The following is a 16652-nucleotide window of genomic DNA, read 5'->3' as shown; positions in this document are numbered from 1 at the left end:
GACGACAAGTCAGATGATGCTGACGCCCGCCAGCCATCCGCCGTCGATCACGAACGGCTGCCCGGTGATGTACGAGGAGTCGTCCGAGGTGAGGAACAGGGCCAGCCGGGCCACCTCCTCCGGCTGCCCGACCCGGCCGAGCGGCACGAGCTTGCGGTACAGCTCGTCCAGGGCCCGGCTCATCTCCTCCGGGTCCGCGTCCGGGTCCAGCCGGGCCGGGTTGGACATCGCCGTGTCGATGGCGCCGGGGCAGATGGCGTTCACCCGGATCCGCCTGCTCGCCAGCTCCAGCGCGGCCACCCGGGTCAGCCCGAGCACGGCGTGTTTGGTCGCCGCGTACGTGCCCACGGCCGCCATCCCGGTGAGCGCGGTGTAGGAGGCGGTGTTGACGATCGTGCCCCCGTCCGTCAGCTCCGGCGCCACGGTCTTCATGCCCAGGAAGCAGCCGACCTGGTTGACCTGCACGACCCGCATGAACTCGTCCAGCGGGGTGTCCACCAGCGCGTTGAAGCGCAGGATGCCCGCGTTGTTGACCAGCCCGTCGATCCGCCCGTACGCCTGCTTGACGGCCCGGACGGTGTCCCGCCAGCCCTCTTCCGTGCCGACGTCCAGGTGGACGTAGAGGGCCCCTATCTCCTTGGCGAGCGCCTCTCCCCGGTCGTCCAGCACGTCGGCGACGACCACCCGCGCCCCCTCCTCCCGGAAGAGCCGCGCCTCCTGCTCACCCTGTCCGCGCGCCGCACCGGTGACGATGACGACCCGCCCGTCCAGCTTGCCCATGTCCACTCCTCAGTCCAGCCGGGGCGCGACCTCCGCCCCGAACGCGGCCACCTGGTCGATCAGTTCGCCGCGGCTCCGGCTGCGGAACCGCACCTGGATCTGGTGCACGCCCATCGCGCGGTACGCCCGCAGCGACTCGGCGATCTCCTCCGGCGCCCCGGTGAGGGTGCGCCGCCCCACGTCCCAGCCGGCCGCCCCGACGTACAGGGGCTCGGTGATGGCGCCGACGGTGAAGGGACCCTCGATCCCCCGCTCCTCCCTGAGGCGCCGCAGGCGGGCGATCTGCCCGGGCAGCCGCTCGCGCGGATCCCCCTGCGGCAGCCATCCGTCACCCTTCAGCGCGGCCCGGCGCACGGCGGCGGGCGAGGAGCCGCCGACCCAGAGGGGGATGTGCGGCTGGGCGGGCCGGGGCCGCTGTCCCAGGCCGGCGAAGTCGTACAGCTTGCCGTGGTGTTCGGGGAACTCCTCGGGTCCGAGGGCGGCCCGCAGCGCGTCCATCACCTCGTCGAGCACGGCACCGCGCCGCTCGAAGTCCACCCCCAGGACCTCGAACTCCTCCCGGACGTGGCCCGCTCCCACCCCGAGGATCAGCCGCCCCCCGCAGAGGTGGTCGAGCGTGGCGTACTGCTTGGCACTGAGCAGGGGGTGCCGGAGGCCCACGACGGCCACGTGGCTGAGCAGCCGGACGCGCTCGGTCACGGCGGCGAGATGGGCGAGGGTGGCGACGGGGTCGTACCAGACCGTGCTCATCGCCGGGGCCAGCCGGCGCGGGACGGCCACGTGGTCGCAGCAGGCGAGGTAGTCGAACCCGGCCCGGTCCACGGCCCGCGCGATCTCGACCAGGTCGGCGGGCCCGGCGGAGGCCTCCCAGCCCTCCGTGTAGAGGGTGCTCTGCGACTGGACGGGCAGCTGGATGCCGTAGGCGAGGCTCACCGGGATCCCTGCCAGAGCCCGTCCTCCGTCAGCCCCAGCAGTTCGACGGCGTTCCCCCGGACGATCCGCTCGACCACGTCCGCCGGCAGGTGCCCCATCTGGGCCTCGCCGACCTCACGGGACTTGGGCCAGGTGGAGTCGGAGTGCGGGTAGTCGGTCTCGTAGAGCACGTTGCCGACCCCGATGGCGTCCAGGTTCCTGAGCCCGAAGGCGTCGTCGAAGAAGCAGCCGTGGACATGCCCGGCGAACAGCTCCGACGGCGGCCGGTGGACCTTGTCGGCGACCCCGCCCCACCCCCTGTTCTCCTCCCACACGACGTCCGCGCGCTCGAGGATGTACGGGATCCACCCGATCTGCCCCTCGGCGTACATGATCCTGAGGTTCGGGAAGCGCTCGAACTTGCCGCTCATCAGCCAGTCGACCATCGAGAAACAGCAGTTGGCGAAGGTGATGGTGGAGCCGACGGCGGGAGGGGCGTCCGCCGAGGTGGAGGGCATCCGGCTGCTGGAGCCGATGTGCATGGCGACGACCGTGCCGGTCTCGTCGCAGGCCGCGAGGAACGGGTCCCAGTAGTCGGTGTGGACGGACGGCAGGCCCAGGTGCGGGGGTATCTCGGAGAAGGCGACGGCCCGGACCCCGCGCTCGGCGTTCCGCCGCACCTCCTGGGCGGCCAGTTCGGCGTCCCAGAGGGGGATGAGGGTGAGCGGGACGAGCCGGCCCCGCGCCTCGGGCCCGCACCACTCCTCCACCATCCAGTCGTTGTAGGCGCGGACGCAGAGCAGGGCCAGCTCCCTGTCCCGGGCCTCGGTGAACGTCTGGCCGCAGAAGCGGGGGAAGGTGGGGAAACAGAGGGCGGACTGGACGTGGTTGACGTCCATGTCGGCAAGCCGCTGCGGGACGTCGTACGAGCCTGCCCGCATCTGCCCGTAGGTGATCACCTCGAGCTTGATCTCGTCCCGGTCGTAGCCGACGGCGGTGTCCAGCCGGGTGAGGGGCCGGTGCAGGTCCTCGTAGACCCACCAGTCGCCGAGCGGCCCGTCGTCGCCCGGGGAGCCCATGACGGGCTTGAACCGCCCGCCCAGGAAGGTCATTTCCTTCAGCGGTGCGCGCACGATCCGTGGCCCGGTGTCCAGGTACTTCTTCGGGAGCCGGTCCTGCCAGACGTGCGCGGGCTCCACCGTGTGGTCGTCGACGGAGATGATCCGGGGGAAGGCGCTCTGCGTGTCCATGGCGCTCACGGTAGCGCCGATCTGACGGGCCGTCAGCTAGTGCTGTCGGCCTACCGCGTGCGAAGACCGTGTGAGCACCTTGTGAACCCGAGTGCCCCGGTCTGTGATCGGCGTCTCCCACGGCTGACGCAACCGCCCCGAACAAGGCAAACTGACGGGGTTGTTCGTGATGGACAGGCCCTAGGGGGACGAACGCATGGACGGTGGGCCGCGAGTACCTGAGCAGCGGCGTTCCGGCTCCGCGGCCAGTGGTGTCGCGGAGCCGGCGGCGTTGCGCTTCAGCGTGCTCGGTCCGGTGCGGGCCTGGCGCGGCGAGGAATCGCTGAACACCGGCTCTCCGCAGCAGCGCGCCCTGCTGGCCGCCCTGCTGCTGCGCGAGGGCCGTACGGCGACGGCGGCGGAGCTGATCGACGCGCTCTGGGGCACCGAGTCGCCGTCCCAGGCGCTGGCGGCGCTGCGGACGTACGCGTCCCGGCTGCGCAAGATCCTGGACCCCGGGGTCCTGGTGAGCGAGTCCGGCGGCTACGCGGTGCGCTCGCCGGCCGAGGGCGCGCTGGACCTCGCGGTGGCGCAGGACCTCGCGGCGGAGGCGGAGAAGGCACGCGGCGCGGGGGACCTGGGACAGGCGCGTGAGGTGCTGAACCGCGCCCTGGCGCTGTGGGACGGCGAGCCCCTGGCGGGCGTGCCCGGCCCCTACGCCGACGCCCAGCGGGTACGCCTGGAGGAGTGGCGCCTGCAGCTGCTGGAGTCCCGCCTGGACATGGACCTGGAACAGGGCTGCCACGCCGAGGCGGTCTCGGAACTGACCGCGCTGACGGCGGCCCATCCGCTGCGCGAGCGGCTGCGCGAGCTGCTGATGCTGGCGCTGTACCGCAGCGGCCGCCAGGCGGAGGCCCTCGCCGTGTACGCGGACACCCGGCGCCTGCTCGCGGAGGAACTGGGGGTGGACCCGCGGCCTGGCCTGCGGGAGCTGCAGCAGCGGATCCTGCAGGCGGACCCGGCGCTCGCGGAGCCGTCCGCTCCGGCGGCCGAGCCCACGGTGGTCCCCGTCCGGCCGGCGCAGTTGCCCGCTTCGGTGCCGGACTTCACGGGGCGTTCCGCCTTCGTCTCCGAGCTGAGCGACGTGCTGGCGTCGGCTTTCGAGGCGGAGGGCCGGGTGATGGCGGTCTCGGCGCTGGCCGGGATCGGCGGCGTCGGCAAGACGACGCTGGCGGTCCATGTCGCCCACCGGGCGCGGCCGGCGTTCCCCGACGGACAGCTGTACGTGGACCTGCAGGGCGCCGGACCGCGCCCGGCGGAACCGGAGACGGTCCTCGGCTCCTTCCTGCGCGCCCTGGGCACGGCGGACTCGGCGATCCCGGACTCCCTCGAGGAGCGCGCGGCCCTGTACCGCTCGGTGCTGGACGGCCGCCGGGTGCTGGTGCTGCTGGACAACGCCAAGGACGCGGCGCAGGTACGGCCCCTGCTGCCCGGGACCGAGGGCTGCGCGGCCCTCGTCACCTCCCGGGTGCGGATGGTGGACCTGGCCGGGGCCCATCTGGTGGACCTGGACGTGATGTCACCGGACGAGGCGCTCGCCCTCTTCACGAAGATCGTGGGCGAGGAGCGGGTGGCGGCGGAGCGGGAGGCGGCGCTGGACGTGGTCGCCGCGTGCGGTTTCCTGCCCCTGGCGATCCGCATCGCGGCATCCCGTCTGGCGGCCCGGCGCACCTGGACGGTCTCCGTACTGGCCGCCAAGCTGGCGGACGAACGCCGGCGGCTGGACGAGCTCCAGGCGGGCGACCTGGCGGTCAAGGCCACCTTCGAGCTGGGCTACGGCCAACTGGAACCGGCCCAGGCCCGCGCCTTCCGCCTCCTCGGCCTGGCCGACGGCCCGGACATGTCCCTGGCAGCCGCCTCAGCCGTCCTCGACCTCCCCCCGGAGGACACGGAGGACCTGCTGGAGTCCCTGGTCGACACGTCCCTGCTGGAGTCGGCGGCGCCGGGCCGGTACCGGTTCCACGACCTGGTCCGGCTCTACGCGCGTGCATGCGCGGAGAGGGACGAACAGCCGCCCAGCGAACGGGCGGCCGCGATGTCGCGGTTGCTGGACTTCTATCTGGCCACCGCGGCGGGGGTCTACGCGATCGAGCGGCCGGGGGACCGGACGGTCGCCCATCTGGAGGAGAGCCGATACAGGGCACAGGAGTTCCCGGACGCCTCCAAGGCCCTGGACTGGCTGCATGCCGAGGCCGAACCGCTCCTGGCCTGCGTCCAGCAGTCGCTCGGATCCGCCACGCTGCGGCGCGCAGTCGACCTCCTCCTGGCCGCCATCGATCTCGCGGAGTCCGGCGCGGGTTCGCGCCGCTACGAGACGACCGCGATCGCGGCCCGAGGCGCCGCCGCCGCACAAGGGGACGCACACGCCGAGATCCGCGCGCGCATCACGCTGGCACAGGTTCTCAGCCAGGCCGGCCGCTTCGACGAGGCAGAACAGGAGGCCAAGTACGCCGATGCGCTCAACGAGACCGCCGGCGACCCCTGGACGGGAAGCACCGCTCCGAACCAGCTGGGCATCATCGCCATTTGCACGGCCCGATATGCCGACGCCGAGGGCTACTTCCTTCGCGCCATCGACGCTTTCCGAGCCGACGAGAACAAGCCGGGCGAGGCCAGTGCGGTCTGCAACCTCTCGCGCACCCTCGCATCGATGGGCCGAAGCGCTCAAGCCGTTGAACTCGTGCAGCGAGGCATCGAGATCTACGACGAGCTGGGCCTGTCCGTACGTCTGGCGAACGCCAGGTACGCCTCGGGGATCGTCCTCACCCAGGCGGGCCGGGTTGAAGGGGCCCTGGCTCAGCTCCACCAGGCCCTGCAGATCTTCACAGAGAGCCGCCAGCGACTCTGGGAAGGGACTACCCGGTTCCGTATCGCACAGGTCCACCTGGTGGCAGGCCGCCCGGCGCAGGCCGCCCAGCACGCCGAGCAGGCCCTCGCGATCGGCTGCATCGGCGGCGAGTGGATGAGGGCCAACGTGCTGACCGTGCTGGGCAAGGCGCTGGAGTCGCTCGGCCAGGCGGACCGAGCCCGTGCGTGCTGGCACGACGCCCTGTCGATCTATGAGGAGGCAGGTTCGTCCGAGGCCGCCGAAGTACGCGGTCTGCTCTCCCCGATCACCACCGTCTGACCCCGCACAGGGGCGTTCATCGAACGTTTATGGGCTGCTGCCACTCTCAATTGCGGATTCGTCGCGTCGGGGGGCAGGCGGATCGCTCGGGCCTCGCGACTAACCTGAGGCCTTCTGGAACGCCCGTTCGGCGACCCTCGGGGGAGTTACCGAACGGGCGCTTCCGACCGAATGCACCATCTACCTCTTGGGGGTACGCACCATGAGCGAGAACAAGAAGGACGCGGAGATCAAGAAGCTGGACCAGCACGCGCCCGTCCCGCCTGCTCTGGACCCGGAGATCACCACCCTGGACCAGCACGCCCCGGTCCCGCCTGCCCTGGACACGGAGATCACCACCCTCGACCAGCACGCCCCCGTCCCGCCCGCCCTGGACCTGAACGGCAAGTGAGCCACCACCCCGGCGGGGGATTTCGGCCGCGGCGGCGCGGAGGGGGAGCCGTCGCGGCCGAGGTGTGTTCGGGGGCGGAGACCGGTCAGGTGCCCCGCAGCTCCCCCTTCACCACCTTGCCGCTCGCGTTGCGGGGCAGGTCGGCCACGAACTCCACTGTTCTCGGGACCTTGTAGTTGGCCATCTCGCGGCGGGACCAGGCGATCAGGTCGTCCGAGGTCAGCACCGAGCCCGGCCGGCGGACGACGTACGCCTTGGCCACCTCGCCCAGGCGGGAGTCCGGTACGCCGATCACCGCCACGTCGGCCACGTCCGGGTGGGCGCCGAGGAGTTGCTCTATCTCCGCCGGGTAGGCGTTGAAGCCGCCGACGATGAACATGTCCTTCAGGCGGTCCGTGATGCGCAGGTTGCCGGAGGTGTCCAGGACGCCGACGTCCCCGGTGCGCAGCCACCCGTCAGCCGACACCACCTCCCCCGTCGCCGCCGGATCCTCGTAGTAGCCCCGCATGACGTTGAAGCCGCGGACCAGTACCTCCCCCGGCGTGCCCGGCGGCACCGGCGCGCCCTTCGCGTCGGCCACCTTCACCTCCGTGCCGGGGATCGCCCGGCCGGACGTGGCGGCGATGACCGCGGGGTCGTCGCCGCGGCGGCACATCGTGACGATGCCGCTCGCCTCGGAGAGGCCGTACGCCGTGAGGACCGTGCCGACGCCGAGTTCTCCCCGCAGCCGTTCCACCAGTTGCAGCGGCACGACCGCCGCGCCCGTCACCACCAGGCGCAGGGCCGACAGGTCGTGGGCGTCGCGGGCCGGATGGTCCAGCAGGGACTGGTGGAGGGTGGGCGGGCCCGGCAGGACCGAGACCCGTTCCGCCGCTATGTTCGCCAGCGCCGTCTCCACGTTGAACACCGGCTGCGGGATCATCGTCGCCCCCCGCATCAGGCAGGCGATCACTCCGGCCTTGTAGCCGAAGGTGTGGAAGAACGGGTTGACGATCAGATACCGGTCCGTGGTGCGCAGGCCCGCCAGGTCCGCCCAGATGTCGTACGCCGTCAGCGTCTGCGCGTGCGTGATCATCGCGCCCTTGGGGCGGCCCGTCGTGCCCGAGGTGAAGATGACGTCGGAGAGGGAGTCGCCCGACAACCCGGCTGCGCGGGCATGGACTTCGGGGGCACCTACGGCCTCGCCCGCGGCCAGGAAGTCCTTCCAGGTCCGGAAGTCCGCGGGCGCGTCGTCCGAGAGGACCACCACCTGCTCCAGCGCCGGCAGGCCGGGCAGGGGCCGGCCGGTGCCGGCGTCGGCGGCGCCCGCCGCACGTCTCAGCGACGCCACGTACGAGGTGCCCAGGAACGTGCCGGTCACGAACAGCAGCCGGGCCCCGCTGCGGCGCAGCACGTCCGCCGCCTCCACGCCCTTGAAGCGCGTGTTCAGCGGCACGAGCACCGCACCCGCCGACACCGCGCCCAGCGCCGCGACGATCCAGTCCAGGGAGTTGGGGGCCCAGACCGCCACCCGGTCGCCCACCCGCACCCCGCTCGCCAGACAGGCGGCGGCCGCCCGCTCCACCCGGGAGCCCAGTTCCGCGTACGTGATCCTGGTGCGCCCCTCGACCACCGCCTCGGTGTCCGCGTACCGCTCGGCCGACCATCGCACCAGACCCGGGATGGTGTCCCAGTCACTCATAGCAGCCCCCTGCACCGTAGCTGACTGTCCGTCAGATTAGCTGTAACCTGACGGGCTGTCAGCACGGGAAGGGGAGGGTGCACCATGGCAGGACCGGGTCTGAAGGACGCCACCGCCATCGTCGGCATCGGGCAGACCGCTTTCGCCAGACATCTCCCGGAGGACGAGAGGACCCTCGCCTGCCGGGCCGTTCTCGCCGCTCTCGACGACGCCGGTATCGCGCCCGGCGAGGTCGACGCGCTCGCCTCCTACACCATGGAGGAGACCGACGAGGTGGAACTGGCGAAGGCCGTCGGGTTCGGCGACCTCAGCTTCTTCAGCAAGGTCGGGTACGGGGGCGGCGGGTCCTGTGCCACCGTCGCGCACCTGGCCGCCGCCATCGCCGCCGGGCAGGCCACCGTCGGGGTGGCGTGGCGGTCGCGCAAGCGGGGCAGCGGGCCCCGGCCGTGGACCAGCACCGCCGTCCAGTTGCCCACCCCGGCCCAGTGGACCCGGCCCTTCGGGCTGCTGCGGCCCGCCGACGAGATCGCGATGCTGGCGCGGCGGTACATGCACGAGTACGGCGCGACCCGGGACCACCTGTTCAACGTCGCCCTCGCCTGCCGCAACCGGGCGAACATGAACCCCGCCGCCGTGATGTACGAACGGCCGCTCACGCGCGAGATGTACATGACCTCCCGCTGGATCAGCGATCCGCTCTGCCTCTTCGACAACTGTCTGGAGACCGACGGGGCCCTCGCCTGCGTGGTGGTCTCGAAGGAACGGGCCCGGGACTGCGCCAGAAAGCCCGTCTACGTCCACTCCGCCGCCCAGGGGCTGCCCGCCCAGCACCACGGCATGGTCAACTACTGGAACGACGACCCCCTCACCGGTCCGGCCTGGACCGCCGCCCGGCATCTGTGGAAGCACGCCGACTTCACGCCCGACGACGTGGACGTGGCGCAGATCTACGACGCGTTCACGGCCCTCATACCCCTCTCCCTGGAGGGGTACGGCTTCTGCGGGCGGGGAGAGGGCGGCGCCTTCACCGAGCAGGGCGCCCTGGAGATCGGGGGGCGGCTGCCCCTCAACACCGGTGGCGGCGGGCTCTCCGAGGCCTATGTGCACGGCTTCAACCTCATCAACGAAGGGGTGAAGCAGCTGCGCGGCACCAGTACCGCGCAGGTTCCCGGGGCCGCCACCTGTCTGGTGACGGCAGGGGAAGGCGTTCCCACCTCCGCCCTACTGCTGAGGAGTTGAGCCACTCGTGCTGACCCCCGTCACCGACACCGACGGCGCCCCCTTCTGGGAGTACGCGGCCCGCGGCGAGCTGCGGGTCCAGGCCTGCGCCGACTGCGGCGAGCCGCGCTTCCCGCCCCGGCCCTGCTGCCCGCACTGCCAGTCCTTCGCGAGCGAGTGGCGGCCGGTCTCGGGGCGCGGGCGCGTGTGGTCGTACGTCGTGCCGCACCCGCCGTTGCTGCCCGACTACGCGGAGCTGGCTCCGTACAACGTGGTCGTCGTGGAGCTGGAAGAAGCGCCCCGGATACGGCTGGTCGGGAATCTGGTCGCCCGCGCCGGGGCGCCGCTCGGCTCCCTCGATCCCGGGCGGATCAGGATCGGCGCCCGGGTCCAGGTGGTCTTCTCCGACGGACTTCCGCAGTGGGTGCTCGCGTGAACACCGTGCGCCTCGACGTGGACAAGGACACCGGCGTCGCCGTCGTCACCCTGGACCGGCAGCACAGGCTCAACGCCGCCGACCTCGACATGGTTCACGAACTGGGCTCGGTCTGGCGTGAGTTGCGGTTCGACGACTCGGTACGGGCCGTCGTGCTCACCGGGGCCGGGGAGCGTGCCTTCTGCACCGGGATCGACCGGGACGTCGTGGTGCCGCAGCCGTCGTCGCCGTACATGCAGGACGATCCGCTGCTGACGATCGGGCCCAAGGCGAACGACCTGTGGAAGCCGGTCGTCGCCGCTGTGCGCGGAATGGCCTGCGGGGGCGCCTTCTACCTGCTCGGGGAGAGCGAGTTCGTCGTCGCCGACGCGACGGCCGAGTTCTTCGATCCGCACACGACGTACGGCATGGTCAGCGCCTACGAGTCCATGCTGATGGCCGCGCGGATGCCGTACGGGGAGGTGGCCCGGATGATGCTCATGGGCACCGCCGAACGGATCTCGGCCCGGCGGGCCCACGAGATCGGACTCGTCACCGAAGTCACCGAGGAGGGCGGGGCGTTGGCGGCCGCCCTGCACTGTGCGGCCGTCATCGCCGGACGTCCGCCGGAGGGCGTCCAGGGGACCGTACGGGCGCTGTGGGCGGCCGGGGAGGCGGCGCGCGCGCAGGCGTTCGCGCAGGCGCCGCATCTCATCGCACTCGGGAATCTGCCGGCCGAACGGCAGGCGGAGCTGTTCGCCGGACGCCGGAGCGGCGGTGGGTTCCGGGTGCGCTGAGGGACTCAGCGCGCGGGGTAGGCGTCCGGCCGGGCCTCGCAGTGGTCGAGGGAGTCGATGTCGTGGCCCTCACCGAACCGCACCTCGACCGATCGCCTGCCCTTGGCGGGCACCAGGACGTCAGCGCTGCCGAAGGAGATCGTGATGTCGTCGGCACCGACGAAGTCGACCCGCGCCGTGAACGTGCCCTTGCGGTCGGTCGGGTTGGTGACCTCGACCGTCGCATAGGGCTTCTTTTCGGTGGCACAGCTCACCAGCTTCACGGTGCCGTACCCCGGCGTCCCGTTGCCGCTCGCGGCGGAGGACGAGGTCGGGGTGGTCCGGTGCGTGGGCCGGCGGTTGTACGAGCCACCGCCGGTGCCGCCGCTCGTTCCGCTGCTGCCGTAGCTGTCGTGATCCTGGTGGGAGCTGCTGCACCCGCCTCCGCCGCCGCTCCCGTGGCGGCTGTGGTGGCGTCCGGTCGAGAAGCCGGTCAGGCCGAGCACCACGAAGGTCAGTACGGCCGTGAACTTGAGCGCGCGCGTCCGTGTTTGCATGTGCATGCCAGCACCTTATCGGCAGGGCGCATCACGTGGCGGCCGTCCGGCACCGGAGGTAGCGTCAGCCCTGGGACGGCCGCCGTCCGAAGCCCTTCCGTGCAACCGGTGCGACGGCCGTCACGCACCGCGCGCCGCGCTCAGGCCGTCCGCGCCGTGCCCGTCCCCTTCTCCGCGTCCAGCGCGTACACGCAGCGGTCCTTGCTGCACGCGTACACCACCCCGTCCCTGACGACCGGCGAGCCGGTGATCTCGCCGCCGGTGGCGAGCTTCCAGCGCAGCCGGCCGTCGTCGGCCTTGAGGGTGTAGAGGAGGTGGTCGGTGGAGCCGAAGTGGATGCGGCCCTCGGCGACCACGGGGGTTCCCACGACGTCGCCGCCGGCCTGGAAGCGCCACTTGGGGGTGCCGGTGACCGCGTCCAGGGTGTACAGCCCCTTGCCGCTGCCGACGTGCACGTGCCCGGCGGCCACCAGGACCGGTTCGACGGAGGAGCGGGCCTCGGTGGCGATGCGCCAGCGGTCGCGGCCGTCGGTGGCGTCCAGGGCGTAGACCGTGCCGAGGTAGTCGGCCAGGTAGATGCCGCCTCCGGTGACGGCGGGGCCGGGCGCGAAGGCGGGCGGGCACAGGAACACCGCCGGGGCCTCGAAGTGCCAGCGCACCATGCCGCTCGCCACGTCGATCGCGAGGACACGGGTGCCGGCGGAGACGTAGACGTAGCCGTCGGGCGCCGGGGTGATGCGGACCGGGACGCCGCCGCAGGAGGCCGCGTCGCCGATGGGGTACGACCAGCGCTCCTCGCCGGTGCGGGCGTCCAGGGCGCGCAGGCGGGCGTCCTGCCAGACGTAGACCGTGCCGTCGTGGACGGCGGGGCCGGACTCGGGGGACTCGAAGTCGGTCTGGCAGCCGCTGATCTCCCACAGCTTCTGGCCGCCCGAGGCCTCCCAGGCCTGGACGCCGCCGCCCCGGGTGCCGGTGACGACCGTGCCGTGGTCGGCCTGCAGGGAGTACACCCAGGCGTCCGTGGACAGCCGCCACAGGTCGCCGCCCTCGCGGGCGTCCAGGGCGAACAGGGTGGGGCCGTCGGAGGCGTGGATGCGGCCGTCGGCGACCGCCATGGACCAGGCCACGTCCCGGGTCTTGAAGCGGCGGCGGCCGGTTGCCACGTCCAGGGCGTGCACCTCGAAGGAGGTGACGTAGACCAGGTCGCCGTCCACGGACGGCGTGCCCCAGACGTCGTTGGACATGCGGAAACGCCACGGGCGCCAGCCGCTCGCCGTCTCCGGGGGCAGCTGCGGCACGGGCGGTACGGCGGGGTCGGCGCCGTTGACGCCGGGCCGGGGGCGGGACCAGCTGGCGACCAGGCCGGCCTCGGGCGGGGGCGCCTTCACGGCGGCGGCGCGGGCGTCGGCGACCCGGGGGCCGGGGCCGATGGGCACCTGGCCGCCGGCCAGGCGGACCGGGCCGGTGTCGGGGGCGCCGACGGGCACCTGCGGGTCGTACGGGGGCGGCGGGGGCACGGCGGCCCGGCCGCCGCTGCGCGGGCCGGTGGGCGCCGGGGAGGGCTTGGCGGCCGGGCGGCCGCCACGGCGGGCCTCGATGAGACCGACCGCCTTCTCCGGCAGCCAGGCGGAGGCGGTGCCGCTGTCGTCGGAGCCGGAGCCGAACAGGTGCGGGGCGAGCTGGGCCTGGAGGTCGGCGGGGTTGGGCCGCCCGGTGGCCTCCATCTGCATGCAGGACTCGATCAGCGGGCGCAGCTCGTCCGGGAGGCCGGTGAGGTCCGGGCCCTCGCGGAGCAGCATGAAGACGGTCTCGACGGGGTTGGCGCCGTGGAAGGGCGGGTGTCCGGTGGCGGCGAAGACCAGCATCGAACCGAGCGAGAAGACGTCGCTGGCGCCGGTGACGCTGCGGGAGTCCTTGGCCTGCTCGGGGGACATGTAGGCGGGGGTGCCGACGGCGACGTTCGTCATCGTCAAACGGGTGTTCGAGACACCGGAGGCGATACCGAAGTCGATCACCCGGGGGCCGTCCTCGACCACCAGGACGTTGGAGGGTTTGAGGTCGCGGTGGACCAGGCCCGCCCCGTGGATGGACTGCAGGGCCTCCGCCACGCCCGCGGCCAGCCAGCGCACCGCCTGGGCCGGCAGCGGCCCGCACTCGTTCACTATCTCCTCGAGGGAGGGCGCGGGGACGTAGGCCGTGGCCAGCCAGGGCACGGCCGCGCGCGGATCGGCGTCGACCACGGCCGCCGTGTAGAAGCCGGAGACCGCGCGGGCCGCCTCCACCTCGCGGGTGAAGCGGACGCGGAAGAGCTGGTCCTCGGCCAGCTCGGTGCGGACCGTCTTGATCGCCACGCGCCGGCCGGACGCCGAGCGTGCCAGATAGACCAGCCCCATGCCGCCGGCCCCCAGCCGGCCCAGCACCTCGAACGGCCCGATCCGCCGCGGATCGTGCTGTGTCAGCTGATCCACCACTTGCCTGCCACCTCCCCGTACGAGCCGCGCCACCCACTTATGTACGCGACCGAAGTGCAGCGTCTCACCACCGCACCGCCATGGCGGCACGCACCCCGATTCTTCCTGGCCGGGCGGCTGGTTGCGAACCCGGTGACGAATCGGGGTGTCTCATGCCCAATACGGTCATTTCATCACCGCGGTGCTGCGCATCACGGCCGCGTCACCGCTGCAGTACCGCGAACGACGCCCCCTGATTGTCGGTGACGACGGCCACTCGCCCGTACGACGTCTCGAAGGCCGGCACCTGGACCCGGCCGCCGAGCCGCTGCACGGCCCCGACGGCGTCGTCCAGGTCCGTGACCCGGAAGTGGGTGACGAAGTGCGGCGGCATCTCGGCCGGGAAGACCTCGGAGACGTCCGCGCGGCCGAAGTCGGGCTCGACGTCGGAGCCGAACAGGGCGTCGTGGAAGAGATCGCCGTAGAAGGCGTTCGCGGCGTCGGTGTCCCGGGTGTACAGCTCGGCCCAGACGAACGTGTTCGGCTCGTGGCGCCGCCCGAAGCCGGGATGGGTGCCGGGCTGCCACAGCCCGAAGACCGCGCCGTCGGGGTCCGTGGCCAGGGCGGCGACGCCTAGCTCGCCCACCGGGAACGGCGCCATGACCACCTGCCCGCCGGCCGCGACGATCCGCCTGCCGAGGGCCCCCGCGTCCGAGGTGGCGAAGGAGACCGTCCAGACCGTGGGCATCCGGCCGTCGGTCTTGGGTGCCAGCGAGGCGACGCGGTCGCCGTTCAGCAGGGCCCACGCCGAGGAGCCGTACGCCTCCTCGAAGGTCCACCCGAAGAGCTCACCGTAGAACCGCTTGCCCGCCTCGACGTCGGGAAGCTCGGCGTCCACCCAGCAGGGGACGCCCTCTGCGTACACCGATGCCCTGTTTTCGGCCATGTCGTCAAAGTAACCGTGCCGCGCGCACCCCGCAGACCAGCCACACCACCCCGAATACACCCGTGCACCCCATTTGCAGTCGGCCGAATCGCGCTCTCATCACCCCTCGGTAAGCTGACGGCATGACAGGACAAGTGCGTACCGTCGACGGCCGCGTGGCCGGCCGACGTGGGCAGGCGACCCGGCAGAAGCTGCTCGACTGCCTCAGCGAGATGCTCAGCTCCTCCCCCTACCGGGATGTCAAGGTCATCGATGTCGCCCGGAAGGCGGGCACTTCGCCCGCGACCTTCTACCAGTACTTCCCGGACGTCGAGGGCGCCGTCCTGGAGATCGCCGAGCAAATGGCCGCCGAGGGCGCCGGTTTGACCGAGCTGCTCGAAGGTCGCGCCTGGACCGGCAAGGCGGGGTGGCAGACCGCGCAGGAACTCGTGGACGGCTTCCTGGAGTTCTGGCGGAAGAACGACGCGATCCTGCGCGTGGTGGACCTCGGTGCCGCCGAGGGGGACAAACGGTTCTACAAGATCCGCATGAAGATCCTGAACTCGGTGAACAACTCGCTCGCGGAGTCCATCACCGAACTGCAGTCCAAGGGCAGGGTCGACAAGGACGTGAACCCGGCGGCGGTCGCCGGCTCGCTCGTCGCGATGCTCGCGGCGGTGGCCTCGCACCAGAAGGGCTTCTCGTCCTGGGGCGTCAAGCAGGCCGAACTCAAGCCGAACCTGGCGCTGTTGGTCCACCTGGGCGTGACGGGCAAGAAGCCGACCAAGTAGCCCAGACCCTTTTTCCGGTACCAAGTCCTGTCTGGCAGGCGGTGGTTCACCACGGTGAGCCACCGCCTGCTTCACTGTGCGGGCAGCGCCCGGTCCCGCACCACGTGCTTCATCACCAGCGTCGAGGTCAGCCGCTGCACCCCGGGCAGGGTCGCGAGCGCCTCGTCGTACAGCCGCTGGAAGGCGGCGAGGTCGGCGGTGGCCACCCGCAGCAGGTAGTCGGGCTCGCCGAACAGCCGCTGGGCGTCCAGGACGTGCTCCAGCTCGCTGACCGCCCGCTCGAACTCGGCGACCGTGTCCCGGTCCTCCTGCCGCATGGAGACGAAGACCAGTGCCTCGAAGTTCAGCCCGAGCGCGGCCGCGTCCACGACCGCCCGGTAACCCTGGATGGCGCCGGAGCGCTCGAGCTCACGCAGCCGCCGGTGACAGGGCGAGACACTCAGGCGCACCCGGGCGGCCAGTTCGGTCACGGTCAGCCGCCCGTCCTGCTGCAGCTCGGCAAGGATTTTCCGATCCACGTCGTCCATGAAGTAGATATTTGCTCAGAACCCGCGATCATGGGCAAACTTCAGCAACACTTTCGGGCCATTCACGCCTAATGTCCCCTGTATGGACTCGGGACTGCTCTTCTCCTTCCTCGCTGTGGATCTGCTGCTGGTGTGCGTGCCGGGCGCGGACTGGGCGTACGTCATCGCCACCGCCCTGCGCGGCCGCCAGGTGCCGCGCGCGGTGGCGGGCCTGGTCTGCGGGTACGCCCTGCACACCGTGCTGGCGACGGCGGGCCTTGCGGTCCTGGTGGCGGGCTCGCCCCGGCTGCTGACGGCCCTGACGGTGGCGGGCGCCGGCTATCTGCTGTACCTGGGCTGGGGGGTGCTGCGCCGCCCGGCCGTGCCGGGGGCGGCGGACGAGGCGCCGGGCGGCGACGGCCGCCTCTTCCTGCGGGGTGCCACCATCAGCGGGCTGAACCCGAAGGGGCTGCTGCTCTACCTCTCCGTGCTGCCGCAGTTCCTCACCCTGCGTGGCGCCCACCTGCCCGTGTCCGTGCAGACGGGCGCCCTCGGCGTGCTCCACATGGCGTGCTGCGCGGCCGTCTACCTCACCGTGGGCCTCCTGGCCCGCGCCCTGCTGGCGGCCCGCCCGGCGGCGGCCCGCGCGGTCACCCGCACCTCGGGCGCGGCGATGCTCGGTATCGGCGCGTTCCTGCTGGTGGAGCGGTTGTCGACGCTTTAGCTCCAGCGGGGCCGAAGGGGTCGTGCGTCCGCCGGCCCGCAGGTCGTCCGCGGCGTCGCTGTGGCGGGCGCGCAGTTCCCCGCGCTCCTGGAGAGCGCCGCGCCCACGGC

15 protein-coding genes are annotated in these 16652 nt (G+C 72.1%); 7 read left to right on the top strand and 8 right to left on the bottom strand.

Annotated features, from left to right (window positions below; all coding sequences use genetic code 11):
- Nucleotides 1-9 precede the first annotated feature (9 nt).
- Genes AC07CM_RS28590 through AC07CM_RS28580 form a run of 3 tightly spaced genes read right to left on the bottom strand, consistent with a single transcriptional unit; the run spans nt 10 to nt 2942 of the window.
- A complete protein-coding gene (locus AC07CM_RS28590) occupies nt 10-780 on the bottom strand; it encodes an SDR family NAD(P)-dependent oxidoreductase (RefSeq protein ID WP_478879316.1) in 771 nt (256 codons plus the stop codon).
- Between the two features lie 9 nt (nt 781-789).
- Complete coding sequence (locus AC07CM_RS28585; RefSeq protein ID WP_478879315.1) at nt 790-1713, bottom strand: TIGR03619 family F420-dependent LLM class oxidoreductase; 924 nt, start codon at nt 1711-1713, stop codon at nt 790-792.
- Entirely contained in the window at nt 1710-2942 is a 1233-nt protein-coding gene (locus tag AC07CM_RS28580) for an amidohydrolase family protein (RefSeq protein WP_478879314.1), read from the bottom strand. Before AC07CM_RS28580 ends, AC07CM_RS28585 begins: the two co-directional genes overlap by 4 nt.
- Nucleotides 2943-3138: 196 nt before the next feature.
- On the opposite strand from AC07CM_RS28580, the gene afsR reads away from it, so the two are divergent.
- Entirely contained in the window at nt 3139-6108 is a 2970-nt protein-coding gene (afsR, locus tag AC07CM_RS28575; protein WP_478879313.1) for an SARP-family global regulator AfsR, read from the top strand.
- A 202-nt stretch (nt 6109-6310) separates the two neighbouring features.
- Nucleotides 6311-6499, top strand: coding sequence for a regulatory protein AfsS (afsS, locus tag AC07CM_RS28570; RefSeq protein ID WP_478879312.1), 189 nt, complete (start codon nt 6311-6313; stop codon nt 6497-6499).
- 85 nt (nt 6500-6584) lie between these two features.
- Here the strand turns inward: afsS and AC07CM_RS28565 are convergent, their stop codons facing one another.
- Complete coding sequence (locus AC07CM_RS28565; RefSeq protein WP_478879311.1) at nt 6585-8180, bottom strand: FadD3 family acyl-CoA ligase; 1596 nt, start codon at nt 8178-8180, stop codon at nt 6585-6587.
- An 84-nt stretch (nt 8181-8264) separates the two neighbouring features.
- Here AC07CM_RS28565 and AC07CM_RS28560 point away from each other — a divergent pair, with 84 nt between their 5' ends.
- Genes AC07CM_RS28560 through AC07CM_RS28550 form a run of 3 tightly spaced genes read left to right on the top strand, consistent with a single transcriptional unit; the run spans nt 8265 to nt 10610 of the window.
- Complete coding sequence (locus tag AC07CM_RS28560) at nt 8265-9419, top strand: lipid-transfer protein (protein WP_478879310.1); 1155 nt, start codon at nt 8265-8267, stop codon at nt 9417-9419.
- Between the two features lie 7 nt (nt 9420-9426).
- Entirely contained in the window at nt 9427-9834 is a 408-nt protein-coding gene (locus tag AC07CM_RS28555; RefSeq protein ID WP_478879309.1) for a Zn-ribbon domain-containing OB-fold protein, read from the top strand.
- Nucleotides 9831-10610 carry an enoyl-CoA hydratase/isomerase family protein gene (locus AC07CM_RS28550; protein ID WP_478879308.1) on the top strand — a complete coding sequence of 260 codons (780 nt, stop codon included), beginning with the start codon at nt 9831-9833 and terminating at the stop codon, nt 10608-10610. Before AC07CM_RS28555 ends, AC07CM_RS28550 begins: the two co-directional genes overlap by 4 nt.
- A 5-nt stretch (nt 10611-10615) precedes the next feature.
- On the opposite strand, the gene AC07CM_RS28545 is transcribed toward AC07CM_RS28550, so the two are convergent.
- The 3 genes from AC07CM_RS28545 to kbpA all read right to left on the bottom strand — a co-directional run bounded on the left by AC07CM_RS28545 (nt 10616) and on the right by kbpA (nt 14542).
- On the bottom strand, nt 10616-11152 hold the full coding sequence (locus tag AC07CM_RS28545) for a hypothetical protein (protein WP_478879307.1): 537 nt from the start codon (nt 11150-11152) through the stop codon (nt 10616-10618).
- Nucleotides 11153-11286: 134 nt separating this feature from the next.
- Nucleotides 11287-13617, bottom strand: coding sequence for an outer membrane protein assembly factor BamB family protein (locus AC07CM_RS28540; protein WP_478879306.1), 2331 nt, complete (start codon nt 13615-13617; stop codon nt 11287-11289).
- Between the two features lie 202 nt (nt 13618-13819).
- Nucleotides 13820-14542 carry an AfsK-binding protein KbpA gene (gene kbpA, locus AC07CM_RS28535; RefSeq protein WP_478879305.1) on the bottom strand — a complete coding sequence of 241 codons (723 nt, stop codon included), beginning with the start codon at nt 14540-14542 and terminating at the stop codon, nt 13820-13822.
- Between the two features lie 122 nt (nt 14543-14664).
- Between kbpA and AC07CM_RS28530 the strand changes: the two genes are divergently transcribed.
- Complete coding sequence (locus tag AC07CM_RS28530) at nt 14665-15312, top strand: TetR family transcriptional regulator (protein WP_478879304.1); 648 nt, start codon at nt 14665-14667, stop codon at nt 15310-15312.
- Nucleotides 15313-15383: 71 nt separating this feature from the next.
- On the opposite strand, the gene AC07CM_RS28525 is transcribed toward AC07CM_RS28530, so the two are convergent.
- Nucleotides 15384-15839 (bottom strand): Lrp/AsnC family transcriptional regulator, encoded by a 456-nt coding sequence (locus AC07CM_RS28525; RefSeq protein ID WP_478879303.1) that lies wholly within the window; start codon nt 15837-15839, stop codon nt 15384-15386.
- Between the two features lie 82 nt (nt 15840-15921).
- On the opposite strand from AC07CM_RS28525, the gene AC07CM_RS28520 reads away from it, so the two are divergent.
- Entirely contained in the window at nt 15922-16542 is a 621-nt protein-coding gene (locus AC07CM_RS28520) for a LysE family translocator (protein WP_478879302.1), read from the top strand.
- The last annotated feature ends 110 nt before the right edge of the window (nt 16543-16652 follow it).

Source organism: Streptomyces sp. NPDC044061, from assembly GCF_056434305.1.
This window is presented reverse-complemented; position numbering and strand designations above follow the sequence as displayed.

What these genes read in the sequence shown, in the direction of transcription:
- AC07CM_RS28590 (WP_478879316.1), bottom strand. Translation starts at nt 780, where the DNA reads ATGGGCAAGCTGGACGGGCGGGTCGTCATCGTCACCGGTGCGGCGCGC.
- AC07CM_RS28580 (WP_478879314.1), bottom strand. Translation starts at nt 2,942, where the DNA reads ATGGACACGCAGAGCGCCTTCCCCCGGATCATCTCCGTCGACGACCAC.
- afsR (WP_478879313.1), top strand. Translation starts at nt 3,139, where the DNA reads ATGGACGGTGGGCCGCGAGTACCTGAGCAGCGGCGTTCCGGCTCCGCG.
- afsS (WP_478879312.1), top strand. Translation starts at nt 6,311, where the DNA reads ATGAGCGAGAACAAGAAGGACGCGGAGATCAAGAAGCTGGACCAGCAC.
- AC07CM_RS28565 (WP_478879311.1), bottom strand. Translation starts at nt 8,180, where the DNA reads ATGAGTGACTGGGACACCATCCCGGGTCTGGTGCGATGGTCGGCCGAG.
- AC07CM_RS28560 (WP_478879310.1), top strand. Translation starts at nt 8,265, where the DNA reads ATGGCAGGACCGGGTCTGAAGGACGCCACCGCCATCGTCGGCATCGGG.
- AC07CM_RS28545 (WP_478879307.1), bottom strand. Translation starts at nt 11,152, where the DNA reads ATGCACATGCAAACACGGACGCGCGCGCTCAAGTTCACGGCCGTACTG.
- kbpA (WP_478879305.1), bottom strand. Translation starts at nt 14,542, where the DNA reads ATGGCCGAAAACAGGGCATCGGTGTACGCAGAGGGCGTCCCCTGCTGG.
- AC07CM_RS28530 (WP_478879304.1), top strand. Translation starts at nt 14,665, where the DNA reads ATGACAGGACAAGTGCGTACCGTCGACGGCCGCGTGGCCGGCCGACGT.
- AC07CM_RS28525 (WP_478879303.1), bottom strand. Translation starts at nt 15,839, where the DNA reads ATGGACGACGTGGATCGGAAAATCCTTGCCGAGCTGCAGCAGGACGGG.
- AC07CM_RS28520 (WP_478879302.1), top strand. Translation starts at nt 15,922, where the DNA reads ATGGACTCGGGACTGCTCTTCTCCTTCCTCGCTGTGGATCTGCTGCTG.